The organism is Halomonas sp. SCS19 (assembly GCF_040147015.1).
Classification (GTDB): Bacteria; Pseudomonadota; Gammaproteobacteria; order Pseudomonadales; family Halomonadaceae; genus Halomonas; species Halomonas litopenaei.
Window position 1 is genome coordinate 4161338 of sequence record NZ_JAMSHN010000001.1, and the last position, 16378, is coordinate 4177715.

The window sequence follows — 16378 nt, forward strand, 5'->3', positions numbered from 1 at the left end:
ATACGCTGTCCGAGATCGTCGGGCAGGGGATCTCGGGGTAGAGAAGCATTGTCGCTCAAGATGCTGAAGACCGTGCAGTGCTGATGAAAATGGGGGTGAAGTTTACCACGCAGGCTCGCGTGCCGTCCCGAGCCAAATGATGTCTCGAGGGGCGGTGTCCAGGTGGCTGACAACGGAAAGGGGCCCCGTCCCTGGGGCCCCTTTCATCATGGTGAGTCATCGTGGTGGGTCATGGTCGCACGTTATGGCCGCACGTCATGACTTGGCAGGACTCAGCGCCAAAGGCTCAGGCGGCAGCGTCCTCTTCCATCATCTTGTGAATGAGCTCCTTGAGGTCCTCGACCTGTTGCTCGAGGGCTTCCACCCGGTCCTCTTCGCTGTTCTGCTGAGCTTTTTCCTCGATTTCCTGCATGTGCTCCTGCAGGGCTTCCGAATCCATGGCGAAGGTGCTGCCCGCCATCACAAATGCGGCGATCATGGTCGATCCGACTAGCGTGCGTTTCATGTGGCATCTCCTGGAAGTCGTCCCTGAACCCTGTGAAGGCCCGCGCTCACTCCATCGAGGCGATATGGCGCTCTGCCGTCCGTGAACTGAACCGGCACAATTCACTATAGGAGGTATTTCTTTATTCGCCATTATTGATATTTCGGCGCAAGCGATGAGCAAGGATGTGGGGAACGATGAGAAGGCGATGCGAAAGCGACAAGAGGGCGACCAGAACGCGACCAGAACACCACCACAAGGCAGGTCGTCGAGGGAGTGGGTCACGTAAGACATCGATAGGGTTGGTGCCCGGAGCCGGGCTCGAACCGGCACGGTGTTGCCACCGAGGGATTTTAAGTTCGATCTGATCTATTTGGCGGCCGCGCTTGCAATGCGGTTTTCATGAAAATCAGTCACTTAAAATTACGCAATGTTGGACACAACTGCCTGACAGGCAATATGCGTGCGACCAAATTGCGACCACCTACCAGCACAACGCGCCATGGGACACCTATGGCAGGTCGTGTTGCGTAGACCGCTTCCTGTGCAGCTCTGTTCTACGCTGAAACCTATCGCTTCGTTTATAGGGGACAGGGATGGTCACGCAGATGATCAGTTATCAAGTGGTGGAGAGCGGGCTGGAAATGCGGTGCTTGGTTTGCCAAGCCGTCGAATTTCAGGAGACAGGGCGGCAAGGCTGGAAGCACTTCGAAGTGGTGCCAGACGGCCCTTGGGGAAGATGCTTCATCATTACGTGCAGGGCCTGTGGCCACAAGAACCTGCGCGCCTCTATGCAGCCTGACTGGTATGGCTGAGGTGGGCAGTCAGCTACGACATCATGCTGTGACGCCATCTCAATGAGCCCCGGTGCTCGTGAGCCTGGTGTCTTTGGTAGTCAGCAGGCAGACGGCTGAGCCTGCACAGACTTACTCGGCTAGTACCGCTTCGGCACAGAAGCTGACATCATGTTCTACGCTAAGCACTAGGAGGCTAGACGTAGGATAGTCATGTTGGACATGCCGATGATCAATTTTGCGACCGTGGAAGGCGGCTGGGAAATGTACTGCCTGAAATGCCACTCTGCCGAGTTCAACGTCACCGATCGCTCACCGTGGAGCCAGTTCGAGATCCGGCCGGGTGCCCCGCATGGGAGGTGCTACATCATAAAATGCCGTTCATGTGGCCACGAGGCTCTCCGAAATACACTGCAGCCTGATTGATGGTCCCCTCTGCAGGACTGATACATGCCCGTGGTTACTGGGATGGCAGGAAGAAATGTGCTCTACCATACACCAGGCCATACACGGTGCCGTCGGCTAGGCTTGGGTGGGAGGCCGTTCCAGAGGAAATGGGAGCACGCCATGGACTACCCTATGTACTTCACCAAATGGCGATGGAGCTCAGGGCATGGCTGTATACGACATCATCTATTGGGGCTGGGACGACGGCGAGAAGCACCGGGGGCGTGACGCGATCAAGGTACAGTTGACCAGCCCGCTCGTTGTGGATCAAGAGGTACAGCCAGGACTGATCCCTGAGCTCGACAGAAAGCTGCTGAATAGGCCGGTGGTAGTTTTCGATGAGAGCCCCGCCGAGAATGCAGGTAGTGAGAAGGCTTTTCATGTGATCGAGAGCAAGCCGAAGCAGAGATATCCAGGCATTCCCAGTCGATCTTGATGCCCCATAGCCAGTACGAAATTACCCAGTGGCGCAAACGCCTCGAGCGGAAGGGCTGGCTCGGCCTGAGCCGGTCATCGCCGCCGATCGACAGGCTGGTCGAGTACCACCTCGTGTGGCAGGGTTGGCTGATCAGCGGGCGCTGCATCCTTGGCAATGAGGTCAAGGACGACTGGTGGGAGCCAGGCACGCCGCAGTATCTGCTTTCCCGCAAGCACGGCATCAGCGATGGCGTATGGCGGCTGGCGAAGGATCAGGGTGCCGAGGTAGGGCAGGTGAGGTGGAAGATGTAAAGTGAAGGGGGGGGGCAGATAGATGGAAAATTATTTTGCTGGGATAGCAGCGACCATTGCGGCTATTGTTAGTTTAATGAATTATTATCAATCAATCTCTATGCATAAAGATAATATACGAGTATCTTTATGGACTAGAAGATTTGAGGTTAGACCAGAGAAATTTCTTCATATAATAAACAGGAGAGGACACAAAACAGTTGTTGTTGATTACGGTTTCATTGATGTAGATGGTTATCTGCACTCAATGGTTGTCATAGATGAGCTAGATGATATGACAGGCGATACAATAGTATCTAGTGGCTCAACGGTGATGGAACAGCCCTCGGATTTTTTTGAGGCAGGATTTAATGGCGAACCCGATTACGTCGTGCGAGGTGCATTTGCTGTAACATCAAGTCGTGAAAAAATATTTATAATGATAGATTCCACAATTCCTTTGCACAGTAGAATTGTAGTCCATTTGAAGATTTTAAAAAATAGAATAAATAGGTTTTTTACAGGTGCTATAATTTATAGGTGATACTTTATCTTAGCGGCATGCCTTCCCTGGCCCCTTTGCCTCACTCCCAGCCTATCGACTCAACCGCTTCCACCGTCTCGGCGGCTTTCACCTGGTCCTCAAGAGCCTGGCGCTTCCCTGTAGCCAGGCCGCTTGCCTGCATCCAGGCATCGGCCTTGGCGATGATCCGCGTCGCTAGCTCGGTCTTATCCATGCCGCGACCAGTGGCCATGGCATCCAGTAAGGGCGTGGCAGTGCCAGAGTCAGCCAGGAATGCCCGCGCCTCGCGCTCCTGCTTGTCCCAGGTCATCTGTTCCGACTCGGGGTACTCGCTGCGGATGCTGGCCAGCTCGGCCTCGTAGGCCGCGTTGATGCGGCGCATGGCAGAATTTCTGGCTTGACTGAGGGCCTTCTGTTCATCCACGCGTACTTCACCTGCCTCATAGTCGATAATCCAGGCCTCTATCGGGGCCAAGGGCAGCTCGACTTTCTTCAGCAGTTCTTCCTCGGTGTCAACTTCGACGTTATCTTCGTAGGAGTAAATTTCTAAGTTTGGTGATATATAGCTTTTCATTATTGACTCCCTATCGCAGCTCGTACCAAGCAAAAATACTGCCTGCATATAGATTTAGCCTGTACGTACTCCCCTCAGGAACAACCGTGACCACCGGCACTCGGTGATTCCCGCTGCCGATGTCTATACGAGGGGGGCACACGGGTATGTCGTCAACAAGAAAACCTACGTCAACAGGGCCAGAGGCCCGCACGTCCACAGAGACCACTAGAGGTGCCCCCGATGTATTGGTGTACGTAACGCCGGATGTCCGGCTAGCGGTCACATCGCCCCATGCCCGCGTCGGGCCGGCGAGTGTTTTGAAGGCCTCGACTAAAGACTTACCGGCAACACTAGGCATCGTGTCGAAATCGTTAGATCCCGCCATGCGGGCATACCGTGCATCAGCCTGCGACGTCTTGGGAACGTCATCCGCACCTGTACCCACATTTACCGCTGCCGCCGTCCCGGCATCCGAGATAGTGCTCAGCGGCTGAGTGCCGGTGTGGTTGGCGCGCTGTACGGCGTAGGCCTGAGCCTCGCTAGCCTTGGTGTCAGCGTGGTCTTTGGCGGCTTGCTCGGCACTGGCGGCTGACCCCGCAGGGTCGGCGCCGACCTGTGCGGGAGTATGAGCAGAGCTTTTTGCCTCGTGCGCGGCGACGGCAGATGAAGCTGTTCCAGCGGGGTCTGCGCCAACGTCGCCCGGTACGAGGGTGACTGCGCCAGTTTTGCCGGCAACGCTGGCTACGCTGTCGGTGTTGTCGATCTTCGACCAGGTGCCACCGCCACCGCTCTCGTTGGGCGTCCAGAGCAGCATGTCCTTGTTGCGGTACTCGACACCGCCGATGGTCTCGCCATTCGCCGCGCCAGTGACCAGCCAGTAGCTGGCCCCGGTCGGCTCGGGCGGCAGGGAGCCGGTGCTCGCATCCCAGGCGCCTTGGGCGACCATGGCGTTAACAGCACGCTGCCGGGAAACTTCCGCCCAATGAGCGGCGGAAAACTGGGAGCCGTCACCCTCTGGCACCGGTGTGTCGTTCGGGTATTGGGCCCAGTGTTGGGCCTCTAGGGCGGAGTCATCTGCGGCGCTTTCTGACCCCGCAGCGTTTGACTCGCTGGCCGCAGCGGCGCTCGCAGAGTCCGCCGCGTTCGAGGCAGAGGTGGCCGCACTGCCCTCGCTCGCTGCTGCTGCACTGGCTGAACTGGCGGCATTCGCCTCGCTGGTCGACGCGGCGCCGGCACTGTCGGAGGCGCTGGATGCCGATGCGCTGGCAGCGCTGGCCGAGCTGGCGGCATTCTGCTCACTCGTGGCCGCATTTGAGGCTGATTCGCTGGCCGCCGTAGCACTGTCGGCAGCGCTGGATTCGCTTGCGGCCGCCTCACCGGCAGAGGCTCCCGCCTCATCCCGGTACCCGCGGGCTTCGTCCACCAATGCCCGGAACTCGATCACGATGCCAGGCGTCAGGTCCTGTTCGCCTTGCCACTCGACCACCAGCTCGTTCAGATCGGTGGCGGTGGAGTCAGCACGCACCTCCAGATTCTTGGCGAGCTCGAGGAATGACCGGCCCTGCATCACGCGCACGTCGTAACGACCCACCTCGACGGAGATGGAGTAGTCGCCCTGGGCGTCGGTGATCGCCTCGGCACGAATGTGGTTCAGGACGGTGGCGGATGTCCTGACGGCGTCAAAGCGAATGGTCGCCCCGGGCAGCGGATGCCCATAGGGGTCTTTCAGTACGCCGGTAAGCGTCACTGCCATGGTGTGTCTCCCACAAAAAAGCCCGCGCTTGGCGGGCTGTTAGAGTGCGTTTCGAAAGCGGGTCAGGGCCCGATGCATGTCGGCGGGTGTGCTTGATCGTCGAATATCGGCTTTGGCGGTGATACGCGCCTCCTCAATGGTGCCGGCGCGCTTTTCCCATCGGGTGCGAGCGCGCTTGATGCGCTGACATACGGTGGTCACGTCAGCGTTCGTGGCGTTGGCCTCGGCGTCGACCATTGGCCCCGAGCCTTGGGCCGCCTCGGCCAGCTTGAGCTGGTAGACGGCCTCTTGGGCGGGTGAGACGTAGCGGGCCGCCTCGGCCTCATTGTCCACCAATGCCAGATAGTGCCTCTCAGCCTCAGCCCGCGAGGAGAACCGGCGAACGCTCAACCTATCCATCGATCGTCACCTCCAGGGTTTCATCGAGGCGCCAGGCGGGACCGACCAGCTTGATCTGGTAGGTGCCCGGCACATCGACATCGAGCTGGGCGCTGTCGCTGGTGGTGACCATCTGGTGGCCGTTCATCGCCAGCAGGGTGCCAGGCTCCAGCCCAGTGATGGTGGCCGTTAAGCCCTCGACGGCAACCCGAGCATCCCGGTGCTGCTTTGGCTTGATCTGGCCGTCTGCCAGGTCCACGTAGTGGGCAGCGTCGTCGAAGCCTGCCTCGACCTCGACATAGCCTTCGTGCTCACCACACTGCATCTCGACATGGTCTTCGGGGCAGTCTGTGACGCGCAGGATGGCACCGGTCAGTTCGCAGTAGATTGCGACGATCATCGCTTTTTGCCCTCTGCTGTCAGGGTGGATTGTGTGGAATTGACGGTGCCGGCACCGCGACACTCAATGGCAATAGTGACGCCATGGCGGTTGCCGACATCGAGGGTGCAGGCGTGGTTGAGCTCGCCGGTGCCCGTGGGAATTTCGAACCAGACACTGCCATCGACCTTCCACCGGAAGTAGGGCCGGCCGCCGCCGCCTGTTGCATTCGTTGCTGCGAAGTTGGCGAAAACTCGGCCGCCTTCAGCATTGAGGTACACCGATAGCCAGCTGACCCAGCTCCCGTTGCTGCTTCTTCCAGAGGTTCGTGACGTGCCGACTGGGATGGTCACCGCCTGCCCGGCAATCTGCAGCGTGTCGACCTGTGCGTCTCCGATCTTGGCTCGCGTGATCGCTGCATTGCCGATCTTGGCGTTGGTGATGGCGCCATTGCGGATGTGGGCGTTCTGCACGTCGATGTTGAACAGCTTGCCGTAATCCACATGGAGCTCATCGGCCTGGATGTAGCTGGCCTTGACCTTGCCGTTCTCGACGATGAAAGAGCCATCGGACGCCTTGAGCTTGGTGAACGTCAGGTATTGGATCAGCGCTTCTTTCAGGTACAGCGCGCCATCGGTGAAGATGAACGGGATCGCCTCGGCGGCGCCGTCACCTGGCTGGGCGATGTAGAACCGGTCCGCCAGCACACCGAAGTCGAAGATGTCCTGATCTTCGTCGTAGGCCGTGCCAAAGCCCGCCACTCGACCGCCGCCGGTCACGTTCAGCACATAGCTGGAGTTGAGCCCGTCGATGTTCTGGCTCAGGTCCGTGAACAGATCCGTCTGTTTGATCTGGCCGCTGATCACCGACATGATCTTGTCGGGGTCGTTCTCGGTGGTGGCCTGCACCGGGTACCAACTCGAGACGCCGTAGGCGTTGGTGCCGCGCACGTAGTAGTAATAGGTGGTGTCGGGTTCGAGGTCGGTGTCGGTCAGGGTAGGCGCCACGCCGACGCGCACTGCATTCGACTCGATCAGTCCTGTGTCGAGTGCGACGTTGGAGCGCCAGAATTCCCACATCTGCCCAGGGTAGAGGCCATTCGGGATCAGCGTGATCTCGAAGGTTCCCGCTCGGATGTCCACGCTATCCGGCGGCGTCGGCAGCAGCAGGCCGGCCACGTTGGTGGTCCGGTACGCCCAGGGCGACGCGGAGCCGGTACCGGTGATGCCACGGACACGGATCTGCCATTCACCCGGCTCTGCATCGAGGATGTCGAACGACGTGCCCGGGCCTGTGAAGGCCTCACCCCATGACACGTCATTCGGCCCCTGCACCTCGGCAATGTAACGGACGACTCGAGCGTCATCGCTGGGCGTCCAACTGACGGTGATCTTCTGGTGCTCGGTGCCGCCGGCCAGGTACTTGGACGCCTCGACGGTAATGGAGTAGGGCGCCGCCACCGGGCCGGTCGGGATCAGCGTGTAATCCTCGTCCGGCAGGTTGAGGCCCTGCTCGACGCGATCGTACTTCGTCGGGTCATGCTCAACGGCGGTGATCTGGTATATCGCTGTCTCCTGCTCAGCAACGGACAGCACCCGGAACTTGCGCGGCTCTACGTCCTGGCTCGACAGCATCCAAATGGCGCCACGGATCGGCTCAGCTGAGAGCGGGCTGACCAGCTCGACATGATCACCGGCGAACCGGTCGACCTGCCGGCGCTCAATCCCCCCGGTGGGCAGCAGCACGTCCAGATACCAGTCGCTGCCGCTGACCTGCTCGGGCACCTGGTCAAGCACCAGGGCAGAGAGCCCCGGGCGAACGATCCGGCCAGAAAGCCGGGCGCCGGCCGTGGTCGGGTCATTCACTGCGATGATGTCGCCCGGACGCAGGTCGGCATGGTCGACGCTTGCCTGGTAGGTGATCGTCTCGGTTTCAGCGCGCTCGCTGTAGAGCATCCACTTGCCAAGGCGGTGTGCCTGGCCGCGACTGGTGCAGCCTACGGCGGTGACGTCGATCTGCTTCCAGCCGAATTGCTGGACGGCATCGGCATCCTCAACGACCTCGACCTGGAGGCGGTAGTTGTCGCCAGGGTCGTTCCAGCTCACCAGAGCGACCGAGTGCCTGGCCTTGAGCGCGGTACCGCTGTACTCGAATTCACCGTCGACGACATTGGCCGGTGACACCAACTTGACCGGGTCGGCCGGCATGTCAGCTGTCGCCATGACGGTATTGGCGCCCCAGTAGGTCATGCCGCGGAACGCAGTCGCCAGCGTATCGAGCGCCTTGATGGCTTCCTCTCGACTCGACAGCACGGTGTTGAAGGTAAAGCGAGGCTCTTGGCCGCCGAAGCCATCAGGGATCAGCTCATCGCAGTATTGGGCGATCTGGTAGAGACCCCACTTGTCGACGTTCTCCAGCCCGGCGCCGTAGCGCTCACTGGTAGCCAGATCGAGAAAACACCATGCGGGGTTGTCGGTCCAAGCCAGCTTGAACGAGCCATTCCACAGGCCGGTGTATTCGCGAGTCTCGGGGTTGTAGTTGGTCGGCACCCGGACGATCAAGCCCTTGACGTCGTAGCTCCGCGAGGGGGTCTGGCTGCCAAAGTCCTGGGCATCGACCTCGAGCCCGACCAGTGCGGTATCGGGATACTGCAGCTTGGCGTCGATGATCTCGGTGTAAGTGGCCCAGTACGTCGCGTTGCGCAGGGTGGCGCTGCCGTTGTCGGGCGTCACTCGGCGCACGCGGATGTCCCAGGGGCCATCGCCGGTGAGCGGCACACGATAGGACCGCTGGTAGGGGCTGGTGGTCTTGCCCTTGATGATGTCGTAGCGCTTCTCGGACCAGCTGCCTCCATTGGGGCGAACATCGACGGCCACCGCCACCTCGGTGGGCAGCAGATCGCCATTCTCGACGTTCTGATAGCTGAGCGCCTGCATCTGGACGGTAACGCGAGCGGCATCGGCCTCCGGGTTGGTGACGGTGCGAACGACTGGTGTGGCGTTGGTCACCTCGGTCGATACATCGTTGGCAGTCTCCACCGCAGGGAAGCCGGCGATGTGCGACTGATCAGGCTCACCAGTGCGGGTGTGAACGGTCACGCCTTGGAAGTTGAAGTCACCGCCCTCGTCCTGCAGCGGCGTCTCATCCAGATAGATGCTCTTGAGGCCATTGGTCAGGCCGACAATCGGCCCCTCGCCCAGCACGTCGATGATCCTGGCCTTGGAGGTGGAGCGAAGGGTGTTGGGCGCCTCGCGGGGCGTGCGGGCTTCATCGCCGCCGCCCTTGCCGCCCTTCGCGCCATAGACAACCAGATCGGTCATTCGTCCAGCTCCTCAGCAGTCATGCCGGCAGATGCCACTACGCTGCCGACCTTCACGCGGCCGTAGATCACCGGCACCGGAAGGCCCTGGGTGCTGGTGTTGGTGGGTCCATCGAACAGGAAAGAAGGGCGCTCGTCGGGGCGCTCTCGCTCGCCGTAGTCGCCTGTCTGCGGGGTGGGCGACAGCATCTGTGAGACGCCGCCGAGTGCTAGGGCCAACCCCGCATTGAAGACCGCTGTCTGGAAAGGCCCGGCCCAGAAGCTGGCAACCATCAGGACGGCGCCCGCAATGGTCTGCCACACGCCATCGCCCCCAGCCCCGGCGACTGCCGGGAGTAGGTGAATCTCGGTGGCATCATCCATGCCAACCATCAGCCCTTCTTCGTCGAGCGACACGCCGTCATCGAGGGGGCCGCGCACGACATGCCAGTCGCCATCACGGATGACAGCCTCGAAGCCGGGAATCTGGATCAGCAGCGCACGGATGGCCTCGGCAGGATCACGGACGTCCAACGAAAAGGACTCGCCGAAGCGAGCCCCAAGAAAGCCATGCAGATAGAGCGTTTTCATCAGTCCCTCGACGTGTGTCGGAGCCAGTGGGTGATGTAGGGGAGCCAGCGGGTAGCAGGGTCTCGGCGCGAGAGGCGGGAGGGATCGACAGGCTGCCGGCCAGACGGGTGGTGGAGGCATAACCCGTTCTCCACCAAGACGCCGCCATGGTTGGGTACGTCGCTGCGAAGCTGGGCGAACCACATATCGCCGGGCATGGCCTCGTCCGCCTCAATGACGCGGAATCCCGCCTGTTCAAAGCCCTGGCGGTAGAGGTCTTGCCCCTTGAGCCACCATTCCCATGAGCGAGGAAACTCAGGGAGGTCGACGCCCAGTTCTATCGCGTAGTAGTCGCGGATCAGGGCGTAGCAGTCGGTCACGCCGTGGACGAAGCCCCGGCCGACCAGGTCAGGCCGGTCGCCGCCGCCCCACCAGCGAATGGGTGTCGTGGTGTTGCCATCGGTGGCCACGATCCCCCACGGAACGCCAGATGCAAGCTGGCCGCGCATGTCGGCCTCGCTGGGGCAGTCCGGATAGTCCGGGTGTGAGTGAACAATGGCCCGCAGGCCCTGGGCGGTGGCCGCTGCCATGTCGCGCTTGGCGATGGCGAAGGTGGACCGGGGGGCGTCTGCCACATTGGCTACCTTCCGGCAGCCGTGATCGGTGATCAACCACACAGCCTCATCGGGATAGGCGGCCAGGGCCTCGGCCCGGATCTGGTCGGTGTGCTGCTCGAACATCAGCGAACCCTCCCGACGCCGGGGAAGGCTCGCGTCGGGAGAACGCCCGCTTGCCCGAACCTCAACCGGCAGTCGCTCAACCGCTTGCCGCACACATCGCGTCCCATGCCGGGCAGGGCATCTGACCCATCAGCCTCCCACTCGCCGGAGCCAGAGTAGGGGCAGGTCACGCCCTCGTAGCGGTACTGGGTGCCATCCCACCAGCGGTAACGATGCGTGCACGAGTCCCGCAGGATCTGCCGGTGGGGAATCATCCGGCCCTCCTGATCCATCTGTACCGACAGCTCAAACTGGATCTGCCGGCGGTTCTGCGAGGCCTTGCGTTCGATCACGTAGTAGTCGATCGGGAACAAGGCCTCGGGGTCGGGCGCTGTGCCGTCATCCAGGTGCCGGCGGTAGGTGCGCAGTCGCTTGACCGGGGCGCCGACCAGGTCGTCGGCGCTGATCACCAGCGACAGAAACGCGAGCTCCATGGCGGTGACCGTGAGCGTCGGCCGGGGCAGGGTGCCCTGGCCGTTCCACTCGAAGCCATCGGCCTTGATCGGCACCGGCTGGTACTCGTAGCCATTGAACCGAACTGGACCGCCGTCGACCGGGTAGGGCGCGAAGCGCAGAATTCCGTCGCCATAGTTGCGAGCATCAAGCTCGAACATGGTAACGATCGCGTCCTGCTCCAGGCGCTGGGTGTCGGAAGCGATGACCTGGCTCATAGCCCGAAGTCCTCGATGAAAGTGGCTGTCAGGGTGTGCCGCTTAAAGGTGTCCTCGGTGACCTTTGGGTGCTCTTTGCAGGCCACGCGCCATGCCTCGGGCTCTCCGGAGACCTGCCACAGGAAGGCGTAAGCACCCCGGCGCTCCACCAGGAAGTCCCGCAAGCGCTCCATCTGCTCTTGGGTGATGAGGCTCCACGTCACGGTCCACTCTCGCCTGGACGAGTTGATACCGGCGGGGCGACGCTGCTCATACCCGTCACCAAAGCTCACCGCATCCACAGCAAACGAGCCGCCGCCGATCAGCCCATAGTCAGGCTCCCGGCCAATATCGGGGAGGAAGTCGATCTCCATGGATTACCTCTTGGCGAGCAGCCCGCCGGGGCGCTGCTGCTCGATGATGAACTGAGCGAACTGGGCCTTGTTGGCGCGCTTGAAGGCATCAGCCTGGCGTTCTGCATCTTGCTGTGTGGCGCCTGGCTGGGCTTCAACTGTGATCTGCGGGGCGTAGGTGATCTGCGGGGCCATCGAGGACGATGCACTACCGCCCACCAGGCCGCCATTGGCGTAGCCGGGCATGTTGTTGAGGCGCTCGAGCATAGGTAGGACACCTGGCTGATCGACCACCGACTTTTTCACCACGTACTCACCGGCATGCACGATGCCCGCCGGGTCATTCTTGCCGCCCGGCCCGGTGTAGCCGCCGTCAGCGTACAAGCCGCCAACAGTGCCACCGCTGTACGTACCGGCTGAGCCGCCGCCGTAGGCCGCCATGCCTGCAGAAACGGCAGTTCCAAGCCAGTCCACCGCCGGCTCGGTGATGCTCTTGCGAACCGCAAGGCGAGCAATGTCCTCGGCAATGCCAGCCAGGACGTCCCGGAAACCTTCTCCGCCCACGATGGCGTCCTCAAACGCGCTGGAGAAGGTCAGGCCGAGATCCCGAGTGAGGTCGTCAGTCTCCTTGACCTTCTCCGCCAGCCCGCCGGTGGCGATCTGTTCCATGAAGCCGCCGGTCAGCTCTACCGAATACTGTGTGCGCAGTCGCTCCTGGGCCTCAGCAAGGCGAAATGTGTTGTCAGCGGCAGCTTTGAGGTCGAGAAGATCCATTTCCTCCCGAAACTGCCGGTGGGCAGCTTCAAGGGGGAATAAGCGATCGATCAGGCGCTGCTGGGACTCGGCGAGCTCTTTTGTGGCTTTGTCTGCTTCATCTGTGCTCTCAGCCAGGGCTCTTAAGCTGTTGGTGGGCTTTATGCTGCTTTCGCCCAGCGATTCCAGGCGATTCTCAAGCTGGACAACAGCCTCGTCGTAGCTGGCAATCTCTGTTTCGATTTGCCGCACGGCTTCCACTGCTTGATTCCGCCCCGGGCCAGCGCCTGGGCCGATGCCGACATAGCCCGGCCCAGGGCCTTGCATCTGGATGGCGTCTCGTTCCGCTCGCGCTGTCTGCGCAGCTCGCTGTAGGTCCGCGATATCAGCCGAGAGCTTGGATATGCCGTTCTTGAGCGCTGCTTCGCTGTTCATGTTGATTGAGTCTGTCAGCGCATCAACAGTGGAGGTGACTGACTCAATTCTAGGCTGCACTAGGCCCAGTTCTTCTCGGAAGTAGTAGATGCTTCCAGCCGCCACAACGGCTGCACCTACGGGCCCGCCAAGGAGGGCTACAGCGCCGGACAGACCACGAGCCGCAATGCTGGCTCGCCCCATTGCCGCTGCCGCTGCGTTTGTCGCAGCCGTGTGAGCTCCTGCTGCCTCTGCAGCTCGAACTCTTGACGCAGAAAGAGCGTCAAGAGCGAATCTGTGAGCTGCTGTGCCTCGAGTAGCTTGCTCTTCGATACGGTTGGAACTCAGCATGACTTTTGCTGCTGCCAGCTCAGCAGCCGTGCGACGGGTCACAGACTGCGCCGCCAGAGCATCAGCCTTGGCGCTGGAGAGAGCTGCAGCCGCCTGGGTGGCCGAGGCAGCTGCTGATGCAGATAGGGCCCCGATCAGGCGCCCTCCGATAACTATGGCCACGCCTCCCGCAGTATCGGCCATGACGTCCAGGTTGCTGACCAGTGTTGCTACGCCTTCACCGACAGTTCCAAGGACGTCACTCAGCTCGTCTCCATAGCCAGCGATCTGGCGAGATATCGATGTTGAGATAATGCGCTCAAGCTGTTGAAACTCCCCTCTCAGGTCGGCCAAGGCTTGTAGGTCGCTTTCAGAAAGGACGGCATTTAGTCGATCGGCTTCATCGGCCATAGCCTTGAAGCCTTCGCCACCATTGCGAAGAAGTGGGATGAGCTCTGTGGTGTCGCTGGCCAGCGCCTCCAGATAGAAGGTTGTCTCTGACGCTGAGAGATTCGCCTTCTCAAGGCCATTGTAAATCGCTTGCAGGGCCTGCGGGCCGGACATGCGGGCCAGCTCGTCCACAGTCAGGCCGATCTTTGGCGCAATGCCTTCAAAGAAGTCCGCGAATTCGCCAGCACCAGTCTGGAGGAAATCCCCGATGCGGTCCTGCGTGTCACGGAGAATATCTGCGAGCTTCTCCTGCTCCACGCCATAGGCTTCTGCGCCATAGGCTAGGCGCTGAAACTGCTCCGAGCTGGTGTCTGAGATGCGTGCAAGATTTTGGATTTGCCGAGCGGAATCAGACGCCTGCCTTGCGACCGCTCCAAAGGCAGCACCGCCAGCAGCAATGCTCGCGAGAGCTCCACTCGCAGCGAGAGCCGCTGCTTTTACGCGAGCAGCTGATTCAGTGACATCATTTAGCGAACCGGATGCCCTGTCACCAGCCCGATCGACATCGACCAGCCCACGTTCCACGCGCTTTAACGACCGCTCACCGCTACGGCTGTCGATCACCAACTCAAGGCGGCTGGAATAAGGCATCACAATCTCCGGGCATTAAAAAACCCGCACTATGGCGGGCTTCGTGTCGTGGTCTTGATTTATTCGATTGCGCTTTAGTGGCATGTCCGAGAAAGGCCTAAAACGCAGTGCGCGATAAATCGAGGGAACCGCTGGCGTCCATCGAAATCCGATATCGTTTGGTCTCGCCCGATTCCAAATCCGCCCCAAGCTCTTGAACAAGGCTGGCACAGATACCTCCTCCGGTTGTAATGCCCAGAACGCTATCACCAGGGGCAACGTAGAAGGAAGCCGTCTCTTCGGGTTCGAACTCGGCGACTTTCTTACCATCGACGTGCAAGCTGACGTTACACATCGAAAAGTTGATTCCCGAGTCTCTCGTCACTTGAACCGTCGCGTATGGGGAAGCCGGTACTGACTGGAGGCCGAAGAGCCTACTATCCGGAACTTGGTCGGCTTGCTCTGCTGGAATCGGTGAGGTTGCGCATCCCGTCAGAAGCGCAGCGGCCGCGAGTGACAGCCATCCCTTCATGTTGTTATCCCCTGCTTTCCATGTATGCCCAGTCCATCTCCCGAATGACAGAGATGAACTCGTCCGCTGAGCAGGGTAGCACCATCATCTGGCGCAAGGCAGCCATCTCAGACAACGGTATGGGTTGGATGGTACCGGAGCCGGCAGGCCTTGAAGGGGAGAGAAGGTCAAACAGATGCAGCCAGAAGGCGCAGCGCTCGTCGATCTCAGGCGGCTCAACCTGTCTAGAGAGATTGAGCGCCTTTGCAATCGTGGCGAGCTTGGTTTCTCGTCCGGCTGTTGTCAGGCGGTATTTGAGCGCTGCCGCGGCTTTTTTCCTTGGTCCTCAATGTCTTCACGACGAAAGTTGGACAGGTCGTTGGCCTGACTGAGAATGCGCGCCACCAGATCAGGATTGTCCAGCATCACCTCAACTGCATTTTCGATGCTGTAGGGGATCGGCTCGCCGCTGTCGTCTTCGACACCGCTCCAGTCTCGAAGAACGCCGGTGGCGATGGCCGTGTACAGGGCGCGCTCTTTCTCAGCAGGCTCGATCTTCTTCCGATAACCGGATTCCTCCAGCGCCTGCTCGTAAATGGGGTTGCCAGCTCGGGCGACCTTGAACTGGCCGCCCATGATTGCTAGCCAAACGCCCTGAGTGAAGGCGTCAGGTGAGTATCGTTTTGCATTGAAAGCCATCGAGGATTCCTTATGCCAGCACGCGGGTGACTTTGATGGGGGTGTTCTTGGCGGTGTAGTTGAGCGACACCTGCACGATGTCCTCGTTACCGCCGTCAGGCAGCTCGCCATCGATCTCGATCTCGGGCAGCTCGAAGGTGTAGCTGTTGCCAGCGGCATCGGTCAGAGGGAAGGACACAGCTATAGCTTCGCGGGTCAGCATCTTCTTCCACTGGTTCCAGGCCGCCTTACTCCAGGCCATGGTGAGCGACCCGGAGACGTTGGCCGATGTGGCAATCAGGGCGCCGGGACCGGTCTTGCCGAGGCAGCGCTGGGTTTTCATCGTGCTGTCGATCGACATGGACAGGGCGCTGATACAGGCCTCGCCGGCCAAGGTGGCGCCGTCGACCAGAATGTCGCCAACACTGGTGGCCGAGCCCATCGCCACGGTGGTTGTTTGAGGATTCACGGTGCCTGCTGCAGTCGGGTCGGTCTCGCCGTCCTCATAGCCGAGGCCCATGCCGGTGAAGCTGCAGGTCACCTTGCCTTCTTCGGGGATGTCGAGCTGCATGGCACCGATGTGCACGCCCTTGAAGGTTGAGTAGACGCCGATGTCCTTGAATGCCTTCACGATGGTGAAGGTGTGGCGGTCAGCACCAATCTCCAGCACATCAGTCGCCCAGGTGCCGTAGAAGGCTGCCTCGAGCAGCTTGTCGAACGTGCCCGCGCTCATCTCGCCAGCCAGGTCGCCGGAGTAGTCGAGGCTGGTGATGATGCTGCCGCCCTGCATGCGCGTCTCGCGGATCTCAGCAGAGACCTCGGTGGAGACGTTGGGCGTCAGGGTATTGCCGGTGAGGCGCAGAGTGTCCCAGGTCGCCGGATCGGGCGTTTCCCCGGGCGTGGACTCGGGAGCGAGGTAGGTTGCGATCTGAGAACCTGAGCTCATGATTTTCTCCAGGCATGAAAAAAGCCGCTCAAGGCGGCTCGGAGGTGGGCGGTG

Annotated in this window: 16 protein-coding genes; 3 read left to right on the forward strand and 13 right to left on the reverse strand. The window is 60.8% G+C overall.

Annotation, left to right across the window (positions count from 1 at the left end; translation table 11 throughout):
* Positions 1-286: 286 nt before the first annotated feature.
* Positions 287-505, reverse strand: a complete 219-nt coding sequence (locus tag NFH97_RS18055) for a hypothetical protein (RefSeq protein WP_045994191.1) — start codon at positions 503-505, stop codon at positions 287-289.
* Between the two features lie 1386 nt (positions 506-1891).
* On the opposite strand from NFH97_RS18055, the gene NFH97_RS18060 reads away from it, so the two are divergent.
* From NFH97_RS18060 to NFH97_RS18070, 3 genes are read left to right on the forward strand one after another with little or no spacing between them, the layout of a single operon-like run.
* Positions 1892-2161: a hypothetical protein gene (locus NFH97_RS18060; RefSeq protein WP_349625272.1), complete on the forward strand. Its 270-nt coding sequence runs from the start codon at positions 1892-1894 to the stop codon at positions 2159-2161.
* Entirely contained in the window at positions 2161-2454 is a 294-nt protein-coding gene (locus NFH97_RS18065; RefSeq protein WP_349625273.1) for a hypothetical protein, read from the forward strand. The genes NFH97_RS18060 and NFH97_RS18065 overlap by 1 nt, the downstream gene beginning before the upstream one ends.
* A 22-nt stretch (positions 2455-2476) precedes the next feature.
* A complete protein-coding gene (locus tag NFH97_RS18070; RefSeq protein ID WP_349625274.1) occupies positions 2477-2977 on the forward strand; it encodes a hypothetical protein in 501 nt (166 codons plus the stop codon).
* Positions 2978-3017: 40 nt separating this feature from the next.
* Here NFH97_RS18070 and NFH97_RS18075 read toward each other — a convergent pair whose 3' ends face one another.
* From NFH97_RS18075 to NFH97_RS18130, 12 genes are all read right to left on the reverse strand, one after another.
* The gene (locus NFH97_RS18075; RefSeq protein WP_349625275.1) at positions 3018-3530 is read right to left on the reverse strand and encodes an HI_1402-related protein; all 513 of its coding nucleotides are present in this window, start codon (positions 3528-3530) and stop codon (positions 3018-3020) included.
* Between the two features lie 10 nt (positions 3531-3540).
* Positions 3541-5265 (reverse strand): prophage tail fiber N-terminal domain-containing protein, encoded by a 1725-nt coding sequence (locus tag NFH97_RS18080; RefSeq protein ID WP_349625276.1) that lies wholly within the window; start codon positions 5263-5265, stop codon positions 3541-3543.
* Between the two features lie 39 nt (positions 5266-5304).
* Positions 5305-5664, reverse strand: coding sequence for a hypothetical protein (locus NFH97_RS18085; protein ID WP_349625277.1), 360 nt, complete (start codon positions 5662-5664; stop codon positions 5305-5307).
* Positions 5657-6043 (reverse strand): hypothetical protein, encoded by a 387-nt coding sequence (locus tag NFH97_RS18090; protein WP_349625278.1) that lies wholly within the window; start codon positions 6041-6043, stop codon positions 5657-5659. The genes NFH97_RS18085 and NFH97_RS18090 overlap by 8 nt, the downstream gene beginning before the upstream one ends.
* Entirely contained in the window at positions 6040-9342 is a 3303-nt protein-coding gene (locus NFH97_RS18095) for a TipJ family phage tail tip protein (RefSeq protein ID WP_349625279.1), read from the reverse strand. Before NFH97_RS18095 ends, NFH97_RS18090 begins: the two co-directional genes overlap by 4 nt.
* Positions 9339-9911, reverse strand: coding sequence for a tail assembly protein (locus NFH97_RS18100; RefSeq protein ID WP_349625280.1), 573 nt, complete (start codon positions 9909-9911; stop codon positions 9339-9341). Before NFH97_RS18100 ends, NFH97_RS18095 begins: the two co-directional genes overlap by 4 nt.
* Positions 9911-10630, reverse strand: a complete 720-nt coding sequence (locus NFH97_RS18105) for an NlpC/P60 family protein (protein ID WP_349625281.1) — start codon at positions 10628-10630, stop codon at positions 9911-9913. The genes NFH97_RS18100 and NFH97_RS18105 overlap by 1 nt, the downstream gene beginning before the upstream one ends.
* Positions 10630-11340 (reverse strand): phage minor tail protein L, encoded by a 711-nt coding sequence (locus NFH97_RS18110; RefSeq protein WP_349625283.1) that lies wholly within the window; start codon positions 11338-11340, stop codon positions 10630-10632. Before NFH97_RS18110 ends, NFH97_RS18105 begins: the two co-directional genes overlap by 1 nt.
* Positions 11337-11693 (reverse strand): phage tail protein, encoded by a 357-nt coding sequence (locus NFH97_RS18115; protein WP_349625284.1) that lies wholly within the window; start codon positions 11691-11693, stop codon positions 11337-11339. Before NFH97_RS18115 ends, NFH97_RS18110 begins: the two co-directional genes overlap by 4 nt.
* Positions 11694-11696: 3 nt before the next feature.
* Positions 11697-14210: a hypothetical protein gene (locus tag NFH97_RS18120; protein WP_349625285.1), complete on the reverse strand. Its 2514-nt coding sequence runs from the start codon at positions 14208-14210 to the stop codon at positions 11697-11699.
* 793 nt (positions 14211-15003) lie between these two features.
* A complete protein-coding gene (locus NFH97_RS18125; RefSeq protein ID WP_213227016.1) occupies positions 15004-15399 on the reverse strand; it encodes a phage-derived protein YdaY family protein in 396 nt (131 codons plus the stop codon).
* A gap of 10 nt (positions 15400-15409) precedes the next feature.
* Positions 15410-16324, reverse strand: coding sequence for a phage tail tube protein (locus NFH97_RS18130; protein WP_349625286.1), 915 nt, complete (start codon positions 16322-16324; stop codon positions 15410-15412).
* Positions 16325-16378: the final 54 nt, after the last annotated feature.